19 protein-coding genes are annotated in these 19,328 nt (G+C 28.1%); 10 read left to right on the top strand and 9 right to left on the bottom strand.

The features are described 5' to 3' along the window. From hemJ to AACT_RS00620, 5 genes are all read left to right on the top strand, one after another. A complete protein-coding gene (gene hemJ / locus AACT_RS00640; RefSeq protein ID WP_172123999.1) occupies positions 1-525 on the top strand; it encodes a protoporphyrinogen oxidase HemJ in 525 nt (174 codons plus the stop codon). After that, positions 522-1,928, top strand: coding sequence for a PhoH family protein (locus tag AACT_RS00635; RefSeq protein WP_172123997.1), 1,407 nt, complete (start codon positions 522-524; stop codon positions 1,926-1,928). The genes hemJ and AACT_RS00635 overlap by 4 nt, the downstream gene beginning before the upstream one ends. Positions 1,929-2,211: 283 nt before the next feature. Beyond that, complete coding sequence (locus AACT_RS00630; RefSeq protein WP_172123995.1) at positions 2,212-2,589, top strand: hypothetical protein; 378 nt, start codon at positions 2,212-2,214, stop codon at positions 2,587-2,589. Between the two features lies 1 nt (position 2,590). Next, positions 2,591-4,195, top strand: coding sequence for an FAD-dependent oxidoreductase (locus AACT_RS00625; RefSeq protein ID WP_172123993.1), 1,605 nt, complete (start codon positions 2,591-2,593; stop codon positions 4,193-4,195). Next, on the top strand, positions 4,192-4,926 hold the full coding sequence (locus AACT_RS00620; protein WP_172123991.1) for a succinate dehydrogenase/fumarate reductase iron-sulfur subunit: 735 nt from the start codon (positions 4,192-4,194) through the stop codon (positions 4,924-4,926). The genes AACT_RS00625 and AACT_RS00620 overlap by 4 nt, the downstream gene beginning before the upstream one ends. Before the next feature lie 34 nt (positions 4,927-4,960). Here the strand turns inward: AACT_RS00620 and AACT_RS00615 are convergent, their stop codons facing one another. From AACT_RS00615 to accB, 9 genes are all read right to left on the bottom strand, one after another. Beyond that, positions 4,961-6,025, bottom strand: coding sequence for a TRAP transporter substrate-binding protein (locus tag AACT_RS00615; protein WP_172123989.1), 1,065 nt, complete (start codon positions 6,023-6,025; stop codon positions 4,961-4,963). 54 nt (positions 6,026-6,079) lie between these two features. Next, the gene (gene bluB, locus AACT_RS00610; protein ID WP_172123987.1) at positions 6,080-6,700 is read right to left on the bottom strand and encodes a 5,6-dimethylbenzimidazole synthase; all 621 of its coding nucleotides are present in this window, start codon (positions 6,698-6,700) and stop codon (positions 6,080-6,082) included. After that, on the bottom strand, positions 6,701-7,003 hold the full coding sequence (locus AACT_RS00605) for a hypothetical protein (RefSeq protein ID WP_172123985.1): 303 nt from the start codon (positions 7,001-7,003) through the stop codon (positions 6,701-6,703). Between the two features lie 56 nt (positions 7,004-7,059). Further along, the gene (gene asnB / locus AACT_RS00600; RefSeq protein ID WP_172123983.1) at positions 7,060-8,850 is read right to left on the bottom strand and encodes an asparagine synthase (glutamine-hydrolyzing); all 1,791 of its coding nucleotides are present in this window, start codon (positions 8,848-8,850) and stop codon (positions 7,060-7,062) included. 6 nt (positions 8,851-8,856) lie between these two features. Then, complete coding sequence (locus AACT_RS00595; protein WP_172123981.1) at positions 8,857-9,771, bottom strand: AEC family transporter; 915 nt, start codon at positions 9,769-9,771, stop codon at positions 8,857-8,859. Between the two features lie 78 nt (positions 9,772-9,849). Beyond that, positions 9,850-11,436, bottom strand: a complete 1,587-nt coding sequence (locus AACT_RS00590) for an inorganic phosphate transporter (protein WP_172123979.1) — start codon at positions 11,434-11,436, stop codon at positions 9,850-9,852. Between the two features lie 212 nt (positions 11,437-11,648). Further along, positions 11,649-13,298, bottom strand: a complete 1,650-nt coding sequence (locus AACT_RS00585) for a DEAD/DEAH box helicase (RefSeq protein WP_172123977.1) — start codon at positions 13,296-13,298, stop codon at positions 11,649-11,651. A gap of 238 nt (positions 13,299-13,536) precedes the next feature. Beyond that, positions 13,537-14,889 carry an acetyl-CoA carboxylase biotin carboxylase subunit gene (locus AACT_RS00580; RefSeq protein WP_172123975.1) on the bottom strand — a complete coding sequence of 451 codons (1,353 nt, stop codon included), beginning with the start codon at positions 14,887-14,889 and terminating at the stop codon, positions 13,537-13,539. A gap of 9 nt (positions 14,890-14,898) precedes the next feature. Beyond that, positions 14,899-15,357 (bottom strand): acetyl-CoA carboxylase biotin carboxyl carrier protein, encoded by a 459-nt coding sequence (accB, locus tag AACT_RS00575; RefSeq protein ID WP_172123973.1) that lies wholly within the window; start codon positions 15,355-15,357, stop codon positions 14,899-14,901. 170 nt (positions 15,358-15,527) lie between these two features. Between accB and AACT_RS00570 the strand changes: the two genes are divergently transcribed. The 5 genes from AACT_RS00570 (at position 15,528) to AACT_RS00550 (ending at position 19,313) form a co-directional block, all read left to right on the top strand. After that, complete coding sequence (locus AACT_RS00570) at positions 15,528-15,971, top strand: deoxycytidylate deaminase (RefSeq protein WP_172123971.1); 444 nt, start codon at positions 15,528-15,530, stop codon at positions 15,969-15,971. Between the two features lie 3 nt (positions 15,972-15,974). Next, on the top strand, positions 15,975-16,544 hold the full coding sequence (locus AACT_RS00565; RefSeq protein WP_172123969.1) for a class I SAM-dependent methyltransferase: 570 nt from the start codon (positions 15,975-15,977) through the stop codon (positions 16,542-16,544). 63 nt (positions 16,545-16,607) lie between these two features. After that, on the top strand, positions 16,608-17,357 hold the full coding sequence (locus tag AACT_RS00560) for a (Fe-S)-binding protein (protein WP_172123967.1): 750 nt from the start codon (positions 16,608-16,610) through the stop codon (positions 17,355-17,357). After that, the gene (locus tag AACT_RS00555; protein WP_172123965.1) at positions 17,354-18,733 is read left to right on the top strand and encodes a lactate utilization protein B; all 1,380 of its coding nucleotides are present in this window, start codon (positions 17,354-17,356) and stop codon (positions 18,731-18,733) included. Before AACT_RS00560 ends, AACT_RS00555 begins: the two co-directional genes overlap by 4 nt. Then, entirely contained in the window at positions 18,726-19,313 is a 588-nt protein-coding gene (locus AACT_RS00550) for a LutC/YkgG family protein (protein WP_172123963.1), read from the top strand. The genes AACT_RS00555 and AACT_RS00550 overlap by 8 nt, the downstream gene beginning before the upstream one ends. Positions 19,314-19,328 lie beyond the last annotated feature (15 nt).

Genomic DNA, 19,328 nt, shown 5'->3' with positions numbered 1-19,328 from the left:
ATGGAATATTACACTTGGGTACTAACTTTTCACATTATGGCTATGATGTCTTGGATGGCAATGCTTTTTTATCAACCAAGACTTTATGTATATCATACAGAACATCAAAATAAAAAAGAGTTTGTTGATGTGGTTAAAATTCAAGAACTTAAAATGTATAAATATATTGGTGTTCCAGCAATGTGGGCTACAATAATAAGTGGTGCAATAATGCTTTATTTAAATCCCTATTTATTATCAAGCCAAGCAGGTGGTTGGATGCATGCAAAACTATTTTTTGCTTTATTACTTGTTATATATTCTTTTTCTTTAGGGTATTATAGAAAAAAATTAGAAAAAGATGATTATGAAAGAAGTGGCAATTTCTTTAGAGCATATAATGAAATACCTACTATATTATCTTTATTTATTGTAGCATATGTAATTACAAAAACTTTTTCATTACTATTCACAGTAATAACATTAGTAGTGGGTTCATTTATAGTATATAAAGTTTATAAACAAAAAGAGAAGAAGGTATCATGAAATTTGAAAAATACTACGTATTAGATACAAATATATTGTTAGAAGATGCTACAAATATTTATAAGTTATCTCAAGAAGGAAAGAATCTTATTGTTTTACCTGAAACAGTTTTAGATGAACTTGATAGTAAAAAGAGTGGTTTTGATGAAATAAATTTTCAAGCAAGAGAATTTGCAAGAATACTTGAGAATTCAAAAATCTTAGATTCTGTAAAAAAAGATTCATATAAAATTATAAGATTAAAAATTCAAAATGATAAAAATACTATTATAGATATTATTTCAAAAGACGAATATTTAGTTAATATAAAAAATGTTTCGCCAAATATAATAAACGATAGAAAAATTCTTGAAATTGCAACATTTGCAAATACTTACTACAGTAATCAAGTTGAATTTTTATCTTTAGATATAATGGCAAGAACTAGGGCTGTATCTCTTGATATTAAAACAGATGCCCTTGTAGGTAAGGATAAGGACAATTTTGATTTTGAATTTATTAAAGACCTTGATATAAAATTTAAAGACTTAGAATTTCTTGATAATCAAGAAATAAGTAAATTTGATAAAGAATATAAACCATATAACTTCTCATACTGTTTTAATGTTGAAGCCTCAGATCAAGTAGTTTTAGCAAATATTCAAAATAAAAGAATAAGAGTTTTAGATGAAGATGAAATTAGAGATCAAATAATTACTCCCTTAAATAAAGAACAACTCTTTTTTTCAGATGCAATTCTAAATCATTTTTATAATGTTCTAATTGTAGAAGCAAAAGCAGGTTCTGGAAAAACTCTTTTAGCATTAAGTGGAGCATTAAAACTCGTACGTCAAAAACATTTTCAAAAAATCATTTATATTAGAAACTCAATTGAATCACTTGATAAAGGTGAAGATGTAGGTTATCTTCCTGGTCTTGAAGAAAAATTTAGAATATATAATCACCCTTTAATGGACAGCTTAGATTATATTATTAGAACAGAGCATAAAAGAAAAAGAAATAAAAAAACTCCTGATATAATAGTGTCAGAATTGGACGACAGCGAAGTAACTGCTAGAATCGAACAAATGATTGGCAATTATGGAATTGAGACCATGTGGGTAGGGGAAATGCGTGGTAGAACACTATCTAATTCATTTATTATAATTGATGAAGCACAAAACATGTCTAATAAAACTATGCAAATGGTTTTATCTAGAATTGATAGTTCTTGTAAAGTGGTTATTTTAGGATCAAATAAACAAATAGATAACTTCTATGTAAATAAATATACTAATGCTTTAACTACACTTTTAAAATCAAGTAAAAATGAAAATACACTTGTAAATTCATTTGCAATTAAATTACAAAAAGTTCTAAGAGGTCCTATTACAGAGTGGGCTGAAGAAATTTTCTCTAAATAACATCTTTTTTAGATGTTATTTAATCTATTAAAATACACCAATTATTTACTATTAAAACTCAATTTATAATTTTATTAATCAAAAATATAAAATACATTTACTCAATTTATTGCAAACTAATTATATTAAGCCAATTTGTTTATAGTATTTTTAAAATCTAAATAATTTAACTATAAAATGGTCTTTTATTTATTTAATAAATTTAAATTTTAATATATTAAAAAAATCATAATAAATTTTAATTTGTGTTACAATACATATTATAATATGTAAAGGAGTAAAAATGGGCTTACTGCAATATACATCAAATGAAATGTTTTCTTCTACTGAATTAGTTAGAAAAAGTAAAAATATATTTGATAAATTAAATAAAAATGAGATTGAGAAAGCAATAATACTAAGAGATGGAAAACCTGGCATCATACTTTTAGATTTTAATGAATATGAAAAAATCATGAATGACTATTTAAAATTAAAAGAAAAGAGTTTTAATCAAAATATTAAAAAAGAAAACCTTGAATCAACTAAGCAAATAGAGGAACAAATTACAAGCGAAGAATATCAACATGCTCTTGATGAAATTGATAAAATAGATTTTTCTTTTGATTCAAATAGTGCAAAAAGTGAGAAGATTGAACCTTTAAAAGAATTTTGGGATTAATATGATTGATGTATTAATTATAGGCTCAGGAATAGCTGGACTAACAGCTGCATTAAATGCAAAAAAAAATGGTTCAAATGTTTTAGTGGTTTCAAAAACTTATCCAACACATTCTCAAAGTGTACAAGCACAAGGTGGAATAAACGCTGTTTTATATGAAGATGATGATAGTGTTGATATACACACACAAGATACCTATAATGCGTCTTTTAAACTCGCAAATAAAGATACTATAAAATTTATGTGTGAAAATGCTAAAGAAACAATATATTGGCTAGATTCCATTGGAGTTCCATTCAATAGGGATAAAGATAATAGAATTGCTCAAAGAAAATTTGGTGGAACACAAAAAATCAGAACATGTTACTCAAGTGATTATACTGGATTAAAGATACTTCATACACTTTATGATCAATGTATAAAAGAGGGCATAGACTTTAAAAACGAACATCTAGCTTTAAATCTTATTATTGAAGATAAAATATGTAAAGGAATAACAGCCCTTGATATACAAATAGGAGAGATAAAAGAATTCCTATCAAAAACTACAATTATTGCAAGTGGTGGATATGCTGGTATTTACTACAATCACTCAACAAATTCATATTCAAATACTGCTGATGGAATTAATATAGCATATAAAGCAGGGTGTGAATTATCTAATATGGAGTTTGTACAATTTCATCCAACAACACTTGAGAATTCAAATATATTAATAAGTGAAAGTGCTAGAGGTGAGGGTGGACATCTTGTTGATATAAATGAAAAAAGATTTATTGATGAATTAAAACCTAGAGATGAAGTTTCAAGAGCTATATATGAAAAAATTAAAATAGGAGAAAAAGTATTCCTTGATTTAAGGCATTTAGGACTAGATAAAATAAAAGAGTTAATGCCACAAGAAAGAAATTTAGCCTATGAATTTTCAAATATAAAGATAGAAGAAGAAATTCTTCCTATTACTCCTGCTGCTCACTATTCTATGGGTGGAATAAAAACAGATAAAGATACAAAAACAAATATATCAAATCTTTATGCTTGTGGTGAGTGTGCTCAAGCTTATATACATGGTGCAAATAGGCTTGGTGGAAACTCTTTATTAGAAATTGTTACATTCGGTAAAGTAGCTGGATTAAATGCTTCAATTCAATCAAATAAAGTAAATGAATTTGATATATCAAATTCATTACAATATAAAGAAGATTTAATAGATAAAGAAAATGTATACTCTCTTCCAAATATCGAAAACTTTTATAAGTATAAAGAAATTCTAGGAGATACTTTATTTGAGAATTTAGGATTATTTAGAAATGAAGATAAAATGAATTTATTACTAAATGAACTATATGAAATAAAAAATAAATTGCCTAAAATGGGAATTACAGATAAATCAATTGAATATAACAAAAATCTTGTTGAGTTTATAGAATTTAGAAATATTTTAGATATAGCAATTATTACAACTCTTTGTGCAATTAAGCGAAAAGAAAGTAGAGGAGGACATTATAGAACTGATTATCCAAATACAGATGCTAGCTATGAAAAATGTTCAAAAGTTTATAAAATTAATAAAAATTCTAACATAGAATTTGAGGATATCAAATGAAGATTAATATAAAAAGATTTTCTAAAGATAAATCATTTGAAAATAAAGTGTATCAATATGATATAAAGGAAGATAATTTATTAAAAGCTTTATATGAAATTAAAATTAATATTGATTCAACTTTGACATTTAGATGTGGATGTAAAAGTGGAGTTTGTGGTTCATGTGCCATTAAAGTTAATGGAGTAGAGAAACTTGCGTGTAAAACAAAAATAAAAGATTCAGATCTAATTGAGCCTATAAATAACAGCACCATTATAAAAGATTTAGTTGCAGATGTTTCACATGAAACATTTTTGATAAAGAAAACAAAAAGCTTTATTGAAGAGAATCAAGTGGTTAATATAAGTCAGAAAGACATTAAAATTATAGATTTACAAAGTAATTGCATACTATGCAACGCATGTTATAGTTCATGCCCTGTTTATGAAGTAAATAAAGAGTTTCTAGGGCCTTTTGCACTAACAAGAGCGCTTAGATATATAAATGAAAAGAAAAACGCTTCTGGAGCAAATATAGTAAGTAATATTCAAGCTAATGGAATTTGGGATTGTACTTTATGTAGTGCTTGTACTTTAGTTTGTCCACAAGGAATAGATCCAAAAGCAGATATTATGCAATTACAAAATATTTCAGTACAAAATGGATATGATAATCCAAATATGCAAACTTTTGCTTATGGAACAAATTTTGATGATGATTTTGGGGGATTTAATCCAAATGGATTTTAATAAATAAAGAGGTTTAATCCTCTTTATTTTAAAATTATAAATTATCTTTTAAGTATAAGTAGTCAGACATTTTAGTCCACTCTCTAACTTTTTTCATATATACATCTTGTGAATCTAAGATTTCTTTTAATAAAGGGCTAGTAGCTCCCATTTCAGTTCTTAATTCTTGATTAGCTTTTTTCATTGCATCCATGATTGGTTTTGCGAATGTTTTAACCTGAATATTTGGATATTCAGTTTTCATTTGTTGCCATGCAACTGCGTTCATATCATAATTTTGAATATACATGTCATAAGCACTTAATCTAATTGCATTAACCATAATCTCTTTTAAATCAGCAGGAAGTTTATCAAACTTCTTAGTATTTATGATAAATTGCATTTCAGATGCTGGTTCATGCCAACCTGTATAATAATATGGTGCAATTTTATGAAATCCCATACTAATGTCCATTGAAGGTCCAACCCATTCTAAAGCATCAATAGTTCCCATTTCTAAAGAAGTAAATAATTCACCAGAAGGAATATTACTAACTTGAACATCAAGTTTAGCCATGATTTCACCTGCAAAACCTGGAATTCTCATTTTTAGACCTTTTAGATCATCAAGAGTATTGATTTCTTTTTTAAACCATCCTCCCATTTGAACACCTGTACTTCCACCTGGGAATGATAAAACACCATGTTTATCATAAACTTTTTTCATAAGTTCCATACCACCACCATGATAAAACCATGCATATTGTTCTGGAGAAGTTAAACCAAAAGGCATAGAAGTAAATGGTAAAGTATTTATATCTTTACCTTTCCAATAATATGAAGCTGTGTGGCCCATATCATATTGCCCACCTTTAACCATATCAAGCACAGCTAAAGGTGCTTTATGTTTATTTGCAGAATCTACTTTAATTTCAATTCTACCATTTGACATTTTGAAAGCCATATCAGCCATATTTTTAGCTGAATCTATAAGTGGCGTAGCTGTTTCAGTCCATGTTGTAGCCATAGTAAATTTATAAACTTTATCATCTGCATTTAAAGAAGACAATAGTCCTATGCAAACAACAAAGAAAGAAAATTTTCTAATTGATTTTTTCATTTATACTCCTTGTAATAAGTTGAATATTATATATCTAGGTGTATATTAAAAAGCTTAACTAATTAGGCATTCATCAAGTTTGAGTTTTTTATTCCATTTTAATTTTTTTAGTTCTGGTTCATCATAAAATTCTTTTGTATATCCAAGACATAAATAAGCAATAAACTTGTATTGATTTTTATTCATATTAAATATTTTATTTATCTTTTTAGGTTTTAAAATAGAAACCCATCCCATTCCAATATTTAAAGCACGAGCAGTAAGCCACATATTTAGAATTGCGCAAACAACAGAATACTCTCCTGTTCTTTTCATATAGGTTTGACCTAGAGTATTAGAAGATGATTTTTTATAGTAAACGGCAATATTAATATCAGATTCTTTGATACCTTCAAGTTTCAATGAACTATATAAAGGTCTATCAATAAATTTCTTTTTACTTTTTTCAAATGATTTCATAAAATGAGTGTAAACTAAATCTTGTTTATCTTTATCAACAATAATAAATTTCCAAGGTTGTGAAAATCCTACAGAAGGGGCATTTAAAGCTGATTGTAAAATAATGTTAAGTTTTTTACTTGATATCTTTTTATTTATAAAGTTATTGCCTCTAACGTCCCGTCTTGAGGCAATAATATTTGTAAGCGTTTTTAAATCTTTTTTATTAAACTTCATCTAGATTGAAAAATCATGTAAATCTTTGAATAAAAAAGCTTCAACAATTTCATCAATACTTTTTTGTGTAGGTGCAACTAATGCAATAATACCTTCATCCATAAATGGCCATACATACTCTAAATCATTTATTACAACAACAGCATCAATCCAAACACTTATATCTTCTCTTCTTTCATAAAATTCAACCTTTACAATTTTACCTTCATCTAAAGTAACAAACGCCCAAGCTTTATTTCCTTCAATTGAAGCAATTATACACTCATCTCTATTTTTTGAATCTACGGGTATTAATATAGTCATATTTTCTCTTTTAATAATTTTTATTTATAATAACTTTGATTTTACTATGTTTTTTCTTAAGAAAGATACTCTTTTTTATACCATAAAGAGAATATAAAAAGAGAATACAAATGCTGTTTAAATTTATTTGATTTAGATAACTCATAGATATGCAAAATATATTCATCATTAAACAAATTAGTATTATTATTTACGTCAAGTATAACATCAAGAATAGAACTTTTGTATTCTTTATTTAGCCATTCATTAAAGGGTGAATTAAAGCCTTTTTTTGTTCTATTTATAATCTCATTTGGAATATATTTTGAAGCAATTTTCTTTAATAGATATTTATTTGTATCTCCAACTTTTATCTTTGATTCAACACTAAACATATAGTTTACTAAATTAAAATCCAAGAATGGAGTTCTAACCTCTAAAGAATTACCCATAGAAATTCTATCAACTTTTGATAATAAAGCTTCTCCTAACCAAATTTTTAAATCAATATAACTCATCCAATCAACAGGGTCTTGTTTTGCTGTTTCACTTTTAAAAGTTGGAACTTTTTTAAATAATCTTTTTCTTTGAATATCTGTATATATTTCACCAAAAGAATTATAAAGATTTTGTTTTTTTACTATTCTTCTTAAGTATTCGCTTTCTTTTGTATTGTTTTGAAGTGCTCCAATAATATCATTTAAAAAAAGATTTTGCTCAGATGATAAACTTTTTTCGAATTCATAATATTTTAAAAATTTAGCATAGTTATCATACCCTAAAAAAATTTCATCACTGCCTTCACCTGACAATACAGTTTTGATTCCTGCTTTATGAATTTGTTTAGTTAAAATATTTAAAGGAATTGCAGCACTATCTCCATGTGGTTCTTCCAAAAATTCTAAAGTTTCTTCAAAATGATTAATATACTCTTTTTGATTTATTTCAATAGGATTATGATTTGAACCTATATGCTTTGCAGTAATTTGTGCATAAGATAACTCACAATAGTTTTTATGTTCATCATAACCAATACTGAAAGTATTTATCTTTTTGCCTGAAATTTTTGTATATAAAGCAGAAATCAACGAACTATCAATTCCACCACTTAATAATGATGCAACTTCTACATCACTATTAAGCCTTAATTCAACACTTTTAAATAAAAACTCTTCTATATCATTTAAAGCCTGTTTTTCATCCTTTATAGCTTTATATGTGTTAATCTTATAATATTTCTTTTTTAGAAGCTCTTGGGCCTTTAAAGGCTCATAAATCATATATGAAGATGATTCTAGTTTAAATATATTTTGATAGAATGTATCTTCTCCATATGAAACAAAATATTGCATATATTTTGAAACTGCAACTTTATTTAGATTTGGTTTATAATCAAGTAGGTTTAATATTGATTTAATTGATGAAGAGAATATAAACTTATTATCTTTAAAATAATAGAAAAAAGGTTTTTTCCCATATCTATCCCTTGCACAAAAATATCTATCTTTTTTCATATCATAAAGACAAAAAGAAAACATTCCATTTAGTTTATTTAAAAAATCAAATTCATATTTTTGATAAAGTCTAATTAGTACTTCACTATCACTTTGAGTTTTACATTGCAATTGTTCCACGTGAATCAATTCTTTATAATTGTAAATTTCACCATTGAAAACAAGTAAAATATCATCAAATATCATAGGCTGATTTGCTTCTTCATTTAAATCAATAATTGCAAGCCTAGTATGCCCAAATTGTTTATTATCAAGAATAATAGATTTTTGAAAATCTGGACCTCTATTATTTAATAATTCTAATGATTTATCAAATTTATCTGAAATAAAATTTGTACCTATAATTCCACACATAATTACCTACTTAATAAAATACTTAATGACTTCAATATTAAAATAAAGAAGTATTGCAAATAATGCTGTTGAAACTAAAACAGAAGCTGCAACATTAAATGGTTTACAATTATATAAAGCTGCAAGATTTACATTATTAACCGCTAAGGGTACCATTAACTCCATAATTAAAATAGAAGCCACATAAGAGTTTAGATTTGTAAAATATAAAACAAAAACTAAACCAACAAGAGGCAAAAATATATGCTTAACTACAGAAATTTGTATAGATATATGCCAAGGAATAGTTTTGATTTTAACATTAAATAAATACATACCAAAAATTAGCAATTGAATAACCATTGAAGTATATGCACCCATTTCAAGTGCAGTATAAATATGCTTATTAATTGTAATACCTTGATAATTAACAAAAAGTGCAAATAAGGCAAACCAAATAGCAGGAATTTTTAAAATTGAATATATGGCTTCTTTTAATAAGAACTGTTCTCTTGCAAAAAAATAAACTGAAAATATATAAATAAATAAGATATTCGCAATATTTATAATACTTGTATAGGGAACAGATTCAATACCAAATATGGCAATTCCAAGAGGAATACCAAGATTGCCTGTATTTCCAACAAGAGAAGATGCCAGATAAACTGATTGATCACTTCTTTCTTTAAATATTTTTTTATTAATCAACAATAAAAATACTAAACAAATAAGTACAATAGATAAATAAGCAAAAGGTGAAGCGATTAATTCATAATTGATAGGTGTTTTTGTTAGTCCCCAAAATATCAAAATTGGTTGGAAAAAATATAAAGAAATTAAAACTAGAGTTTTTTCATCAAGTTGGTTCGTAAAGATTTTTTTTGCAGAAAATCCAAGTAAAATAAAAAAATAAACAGGTAAAACAGCAAATACAGCATCCAAAGCAGATCCCTAATAAGATTTTTAAAAGGGATTCTACCATTAAAGAGATAAATAAAAGGTGACTTACATATATTATACTTACCAAGAAGCCATAATACCTTTTATCATAAAAAAGATTGCAGCTGCTAATATTGAAGCTGCAGGAACTGTAATAATCCAAGCTGCAATAATTTTTTTAACTGCATCTCTTTTTACATACTTAGTTCTTTTTGCATCTTTTACATCTTTTCTATCTTGTTTAACTAAATCTTCTCTATCATCAATATTTTTAATAAGCTCAACAATTCTAATATAATTACTTTTTGATTTATCAACAATAAGTTCAAGTTTAGCTAATTCTTCATTCATTACTTCAAGTTCTTTTTTATGTTTTTTGAATTTTTTTCGTGTTTCTTGTAAAAATCTTTTTTCATTCGCATCTAAAAATTCTCTTAAAAATCCAACTCCAAATACCCCACCAACAGCAATATGAGTAGAAGAAACAGGAAGACCTAACTGGCTTGCGACAATAACGGTAAATGAAGCAGCCATTGCAATAGAATAAGCTCTCATTTGATCAAGTTCTGTAATTTCTGAACCTACTGTTTTGATTAATTTTGGACCATAAAGCATTAATCCAACAACAATACCAAAAGCACCAACAGCCATAACCCAAAATGGAATACTAACATTTGATGCAACTTCAACATTTACTATAGCATCATTTATTGCTGCTAATGGTCCAATTGCATTAGCAACGTCATTTGCACCATGGGCAAATGATAATAAAGCTGCAGCAAAAACTAAAGGAATATTAAATAAAGTATTAACAGATATTCTATTATTTTCTAATTTCTCTGCTGCTTTGATAATTAAAGGTTTAACGATAAAATATACAACAACTCCAATAATTAAACCTAAAATAATAGCAGTTATAAAATCAACTTTTATTATTTGTTTAATACCTTTTAAAATAATATAAGCACTAAAAACCCAAGACATTAAAGCAATTAATAAAGGAACAAATTTTTTAGCAGCTTCTACTTTATCTTCTTTAAAAACAATTTGAGTTTTAATAAAATATAAAAATGCAGCAGCAATAATACCACCCATTAATGGTGAAATAACCCATGAAGCGACAATTTGACCAACTTTATCCCAATCAACTATGGAAAACCCAGCAGCTGCAATACCAGCACCCATAACTCCACCTACAATTGAGTGAGTTGTTGAAACTGGAGCACCAATTGAAGTGGCAAAATTTAACCAAAGAGCTGCTGATAATAAGGCAGCTGACATTGCCCATATAAAAATCTGAGGATCAGAAATTAAAGCAGGATTAATAATTCCATCTTTAATAGTTTTAACAACATCACCACCTGCAATGAATGCACCTAAAGACTCGAAAATTGCTGCTATTATAATAGCACCTGTTAACGTTAAAGCTTTAGACCCAACAGCAGGCCCAACATTATTTGCAACATCATTTGCACCAATATTCATAGCCATATAAGCTCCAAATACTGCACCAATAATTAAAAATGTATTATTTGGAAGATTGCCATGAGAAGCATATGACCAAAGAAAAACAACTACTATAAAAAGTAGTGCTAATGAAAGTTTTGCGAAACCAGGTAATGTCTTATCCCTAGCCTTATCGATTCGATTGATTGTTTTAATATCCAAAGTATACCTTTTGTAACTATTTTGTAATTTAAGTAGGTTAATATTATAGTGAACTTTTCCTTATCAAAGCTTTAAATAAGCTTAAATAGTTTATAGTCATACTCTAGTATTTGTGGATAAAGTTTATATTTTATAGGGTTTAAATATTAGTAAAAGAAAGTATTTATTAGGGAGTTTTTTGTTAAAGAGAGTTGATTGAATAGAAAAGAGAATTAATCTCTTTTTCTACTTCTATCACCACTTGGTCTAGAACCTCTGTCCCCAGAAGGTCTATCGCCTCTTGGAGCTCTATCACCACTTGGTCTGTCACCTCTTGGTGCTCTATCTCCAGATGGTCTGTCTCCTCTTGGAGCTCTATCACCTGATGGTCTATCACCTCTTGGTGCTCTATCTCTATCGCCACCTCTTGAGTTTCTATCTCCAGATGGTCTTCCCCCTCTATTTCCGCCTCTTGAATCGCCACCTCTAGAAGAACCATATCTTCCACCTCGGCCACCTCTAGAGTTTCTATCTCCTCTACCTTCACCTTCATATCTACTTGCATTTTCAACAAGTCTTTTAATATCAGATTCAGATTTACCGATATTATTATTACCTTGAACAAATGTAGATGCAGAAATCATTGAAGCTAATTTAAATGCAATTGTAGAGATATCAAATTCTTCTTTTAATTCTTCAACTAATGCCAAAGCATAATCTTGAATTTCTTGCTCACTAATTTGATTTTTTAATTCAGCAACTTTTTTTAATTTAACTGAATCAATATTAGGAATAGCTTTCCCTTCTAATTTTGTACCAATATTTTTTTCAATTTTTTGTAACATTCTGAATTCATGTGGAGTTACAATAGAAACAGCAACACCTTCTTTTCCAGCACGTCCTGTTCTTCCAATTCTATGAACATAAGACTCAGAATCAAATGGTAAATGATAATTAAATACGTGAGAAACATCATTTACATCTAATCCTCTTGCAGCAACATCAGTTGCAATTAAAATCTCTAATTTAGAAGTTTTAAATGCTCTAATTGCTTCTTCTCTTTGTCTTTGCTCCATATCTCCATGAAGACCTTTAGCCATGAATCCTTGAGATACCATAAAAGTTGATAATCTATCAACTTCTTTTTTTGTGCGACAGAAAATAATAGATTTAGTAGGATTTTTATAATCATACAATCTAATTAAAGCATCATCTCTTTCTCTTTCATCAACAACATAAAAAGTTTGAGTAATTTTTGAATTAGTTACATCTTTTTTAGTTAAAGTAATAAATTCTGGATCTTTTAAAATAGTTTTTGCAAGATTTTTGATAGCAACTGGCATAGTTGCAGAGAATAATAAAGTTTGTCTTTCTTCTGGTAAGAAAGTAAAAATCTCTTTAATATCATCTAAGAATCCCATATCAAGCATTTCATCTGCTTCATCAAGAATTACGTACTCAGGTTTAATATCAATTTTACCACCTCTTAAAAGATCTAAAAATCTTCCTGGAGTAGCAACAATAATACCTGCATTTTCTATTAATTTGATTTGTCTAGCATAAGCTTGTCCACCATATACAGTTGCAGTGTTAATTCCTAAAAATCTACCAAATCTGTATAATTCATCTGAAACTTGCATTGCAAGTTCTCTTGTAGGAACAATAACAACAGCTTCAACACCACTATTACCCTTCATTTTATTTAAAATTGGAAGACCAAAAGCAGCTGTTTTACCAGTTCCTGTATGTGCTTGACCAACAATATCTCTTCCATCTAATACAAATGGAATTGCTTGTTCTTGTATTGGACTTGGTTCTTTAAAACCTGCTTCATCTATTGCTTTTTGCAATAATTCTTTTAAATTGAATTCGTTAAAAGTCATTTTTTTACCTTAGTATATTTATTAAATTAATACACACGGTTATATGTTAGATTTAATCTCCCCATAAATGTACAATTAAAACGCAATTTGAGTCTTGCAAGTAAGTCAGTTTAATGAAAATGAATCTTTGATTAATATATCAAAGTAAAATGGGTATATAAATGTGTATAATTTGGCGGATTATATCTAGTTTTAGATAAATTTAAGCTTTAAGAAAGAGGAGCTATGCTCCTACTTCTTATAAGTCTTCTAGTTTTTTGTAGTTTTCTAGGTATTTAGTGTCATAATCATTTGAAATAAAATCTTCATTTTCCATCATTTTTTGATGAAATGGTATTGTTGTTCTAATTCCTTCTACTTCAAATTCAGCTAAAGCTCTTTTCATAATATTAATAGCTTTATTTCTATCTCTTCCCCAAACAATTAGTTTTCCAATCATTGAGTCATAATAAGGAGGTACAACGTATCCTGCGTACACATGAGAATCAACTCTTACATTTCTTCCACCTGGAACCATCCATTGAGTCACTTTTCCTGGACTTGGTAAAAATGAGTTTGGATCTTCTGCTGTAATTCTACATTCTATTGCATGACCTCTGAATTTAATAGATTCTTGTGGAGGAACTTTTTCACCTTCAGCTACTTTAATCATTAATTCAACAATATCAATACCTGAAACCATTTCTGAAACTGGATGTTCAACTTGAAGTCTTGTATTCATTTCCATAAAATAGATGTTTTGTTTATCATCGGCTAAAAATTCGAAAGTTCCTGCACCTTCATATTTTAAATATTTAGTCGCTTTTACTGCAACATCATGAAGTTTTGCTCTTGTTTCATCGTTTAATAAAATCGCAGGTGACTCTTCAATAACTTTTTGATGTCTTCTTTGTAATGAACAATCTCTTTCACCTATATGAATAGCATTACCATGAGAATCTCCAACAACTTGAACTTCAATATGTCTTGGATTATTGATAAACCTTTCAAGATACATTGTTCCATCACCAAAAGCAGCTAAAGCTTCACTTGATGCAGCTGTGAATAGTTGATCAAACTTATCTTCATTTTCAATAAGTCTCATACCTCTACCACCACCACCTGCAGATGCTTTTGCCATAATTGGATAACCAATTTCAAGGGCAACTCTTCTACCTTCTTCAACAGAATGTACAGCACCTTTAGATCCTGGAACTACAGGAACTCCAGCTTTTATCATTTCATCTTTAGCTTTTGATTTATCAGCCATTTTTTCCATTACTTCAACAGATGGACCAATAAATTTGATATTATGTAATTGACAAATTTCTACAAAGTCTTGATTTTCAGATAAAAATCCATATCCTGGAAAAATTGCATCACAACCTGTCATTTCTGCTGCTGTGATAATTGCTGGAATATTTAAATATGATTCGCTAGATTTTGCTCCACCAATACATACAGCTTCATCCGCATGTTTTAGATATGAAGCGTTTTTATCTCCAGCACTATAAACAACAACCGACTTTTTACCCATTTCTCTAATAGTTCTAATAGCACGTTGAACAATTTCACCTCTATTAGCTATTAAGATTTTTTTTATTTCTGCCATAGATTACTCTTATAACTTTTCAACAACAAAAATTGGCATATCATATTCAACAGGATTACCATCTGTAACAAGAATTTCTACAATTTTGCAATCAAATTCAGCTTCAACTTCGTTCATAATTTTCATAGCTTCTAAAATACAAAGAGTTTGACCTTTTTTAACTGTCGCACCAACTTTTACAAATGCAGGTGATTCAGGAGATGGAGATGAATAATATGTCCCAACCATTGGTGAATTGATTGTTTCGCCAGCTGCACGTACTACTGTTTCAGCAACAGGAGCAGATATAGCAACAGGAGCAGATACACTTGAAACTTGAGCAACAGGAGCAGACGTAGTAACTGTAGTTACACCACTTTCAAAACCTCTTTGCATAGAAATTTCAAATTCACCTTCTTTAACCTTTAATTTGTTAAGTTCACTCTTATCAAATACTCTTATTAATTCTCTGATTTCTTTAAAATCCATACTTAGCCTTTTTTATTTAGTAAAATTTTTTCTCATAATAGCACATTTTTTCTAATAAATATATTTTTGTATAATTAATTAAGTCTTATTTAAGATTAAAAGTAAAATCAAAATAATATTTTATAAAAAATCTTTTGATATAATCTAAAAAAGTTTCAGTTAGGAAAAAAATGTTAAACGATCAAAGTTTTATAAATATTGCAAAAGAAATCTCAAAAGCTTCAAAATGTGTTTCAAAACAAGTGGGTGCTGTTATTGTAAAAGATGGAAGAATTCTTTCAACGGGATATAATGGAACACCAGCTGGTTACAAAAATTGTAGTGACCATTGGGAAGGTAATTATACGAAAGACCATCATGATTGGTCAAAAACTTATGAAATTCATGCAGAAATGAATGCAATAATTTGGGCAGCAAGAAAAGGTATATCAATCGAAGGCGCAACTATTTATGTTACCCTTGAGCCTTGTAGTGAATGTTCAAAAAATGTAATTGCAAGTGGAATAGTAAGAATTGTTTATGAAAAAGCATATGAACATACAAATTCTGAAATTATCTCAAAATTTATAAAAGATAATAATGTACAAATTGAACAAATAAAAGATAAAAATTAACAAATGGCACAAAAAGATAATACTGAATTTTATAAAAAATCAATTGAGAAATATGGAATAAGTGCTCAAGGGGTACAGTGGAATTCAGATTATTCACAATATAAAAGATTTGAAATACTAACAAGCTTTATAAAAAATAACATTAAAGAATCTTCAATAATTGATGCAGGATGCGGCTTTGCAGAGTATTATAATTATTTGTTTGATAATGATCTAAAACCAAAATCCTATTTAGGAATAGATTGTGAAGAGCAAATGATTAATCTAGCTTCAAAGAGATTTCTGAATACTACATTTAAAAAGAAAGATATATTAAAAGAAGAATTAGACTTTGCAGATTATTATATTTGTAGTGGCGCTATGAACATATTAGAAGAAAACGAAGTTTTTATTTTTATAAATAAATGTTACTACTCTTCAAAAAAAGCTTTTATTTTTAATTTTTTAAAAAATGATTCTTTAACAAAAGTTAGTAAAACACAAGTAATAAACCATTGTTCAACACTTTCTTCTAAAATAAAAATTAAGGAAAATTATTTAAGTAACGATTTTTCAATATATCTGGAAAAATAAAATTATCATACATTTATCATATTTTAAATATAAAATTAGTTTAAATAAACACAAGGAATAGAAATGAAAATAGGCTTATTTATACCATGTTTTATGAATGAACTATATCCTGATATTTGCAAAGCAACATACCAAGTATTAAAAAGACAAGGTTTAAATGTAGAGTATCCACTTAATCAAACTTGTTGTGGTCAGCCAATGGCAAATTCTGGTTGTTCCAAAGATGTTAAGAATCTAGCAATAAACTTCGTAAATACATTTAAAGAATTTGATTATATTGTAGCACCTAGTGGCTCTTGTGTATCAATGGTAAAAGAACACTATAATGAATTTTTCAATAATGATAAAGATTACAATAAAGTAAAAGCTTCTATTTATGAAGTATGCGAATTTTTACATGATATTATAAAAGTTGAAAATTTAAATTTAAATATTTCATTTCCTTATAAAGTAGGATTACATAACTCTTGTCATGGACATAGAGTTTTAAAATTAGGAACGGCTAGTGAACTTAATGTTCCATATAATTCAAAGTTAGAAAATATTTTAAATACAGTTAATAATATTGAATTAGTTGAGTTAAAAAGAAAAGATGAATGTTGTGGTTTTGGTGGTACCTTTTCAGTTGCAGAAGAAGATATTTCAGTTGCAATGGGAAAAGATAGGATCAAAGATCATCTAGATTCATCAGCACAAATTATGACAGGAGCTGATATGTCATGTTTAATGCATATGGATGGATTAATAAACAGAAATAACTATCCAATAAAAGTAATGCATATAGTTGAAATTCTTGCAGGAGTTAAACCATGAGTACAAATCACAATCACTCAGATAATGCAAAAGTATTTGTAGCCAATGATGAAAGAATGCACTGGCATGACCAAGCATTATGGTTCGTAAGAGAAAAAAGAGACAGAGCTAGTAAATCAATTCCAGAATGGGAACAATTAAGAGAATTTGCAAGTCAAATAAAAACTCATACTATGGCAAATCTTGATAAATATTTAATTGAGTTTGAAAAAAATGCAAAAGCAAAGGGAATTACAGTTCATTTTGCAATTGATGCAAAAGAGCACAATGAAATTGCATATAGACTTTTAAAAGAAAAAAATGTTACGAAATTAGTTAAATCAAAATCTATGCTAACAGAAGAGTGTCATTTAAATCCATTTTTAGAAGAAAGGGGTATAGAAGTTATTGACACAGATTTAGGTGAAAGAATTGTTCAATTGAGAAATGAACCACCTTCTCATATTGTATTACCAGCTATTCATCTTAAAAAAATGGATGTATCTGATACCTTTCATGAACATTTAGGAACCCAAAAAGGAAATGATGATCCTACTTATTTAACAAGAGCAGCAAGAGCCAGTTTAAGAGAAGATTTTTTAACTGCACAAGCAGGACTGACAGGTGTAAACTTCGCAATTGCTCAAACAGGTGGAGTTGTTGTTTGTACAAATGAAGGAAATGCTGATATGGGAGCTAGTGTTCCAAAGCTACATATCGCTTCAATGGGAATTGAAAAAATCATTCCTAGACTTGAAGATTTATCTGTATTTACAAGGTTACTAGCAAGAAGTGCAACGGGACAGCCAATCACTTCATATACTTCTCATTTTCACGCTCCTATTGAAGGTGGAGAAATGCATATTATTATTGTTGATAATAATAGATCTCAATTTTTAGCATCACAAAAAAATAAAAAAGCATTAAACTGCATTAGATGTGGTGCTTGTATGAACACTTGTCCTGTTTATAGAAGAAGTGGTGGTCACTCTTACGAATATGTAATTCCTGGACCAATTGGTTCAATATTAGGAGCCAAAAAAGAACCTGAAAAACATAATTCATTGCCATTTGCATGTACTTTATGCGGTTCTTGTACAAATGTTTGTCCTGTAAAAATAGATTTAGACTCACAACTTTATAGTTTAAGACAAGACTTAGGAAATGCAAATTTAATCGATTCAAAGAAAAAAATGGCTATGAAGGTAACCGCTTGGTTAATGGGAAAACCTGCATTATTTGACTTTGCTGGAAAAGTTGCTAGAAAAATTGTTCCAAAACTACCAAATTCACTACTTTATAATAAAGGAAATATTTGGGGGAAACAAAGAGATTTACCAAAAATGCCAGAGAAAAGTTTTAAAGAAATGTTTATAGCAGGAGACTTAGATGACTAGTAAAGAATTAATACTTAAAAATATAAAAGAGAATAATATAGTAAAAGAAGTTCCTCTTCCATCATATGATAACTTTGGAATAAAATTTGAAGATAAGTTTCAAACTTTTTCAACAATGATTGAAAGTGTGGGAGGGAAAGCTTTATTAATAAATAAATCTGATTTGGATAAAACTATTAAAGAGTTGTACCCAGATGAAAAACAAATTGCATCAAATGTTGAATTTTGCAATGTTGGAAATTTTAATGCTAATGAACAAGAAGATGTTCATACTTTAAAAGATATTGATTTAGCAGTTGTAAAAGGTAATTTTGCAATTGCAGAAAATGGTGCTATTTGGATGAAAGATGAAGAAAATAGACATAGAGCTTTATATTTTATAGCACAGAATATTGTTATTGTAATTGATGAAAAAGATATACTAAATAATATGCATGAAGCTTATCAAAAATTAAATTTTGATAATAATGGATATGGTGTATTTATTTCAGGACCATCAAAAACAGCTGATATAGAACAATCATTAGTTATCGGAGCTCATGGACCAAAATCTGGCTATGTAATTTTTACAAAATCTTGATATAATTGCTAAATA

Origin of the sequence: Arcobacter acticola, from assembly GCF_013177675.1 — a bacterium.
In the GTDB taxonomy this organism is placed as follows: domain Bacteria; phylum Campylobacterota; class Campylobacteria; order Campylobacterales; family Arcobacteraceae; genus Aliarcobacter; species Aliarcobacter acticola.
The sequence above is the reverse complement of the archived record's forward strand: the minus strand, read 5'-3'. Positions and strand labels throughout refer to the sequence as shown.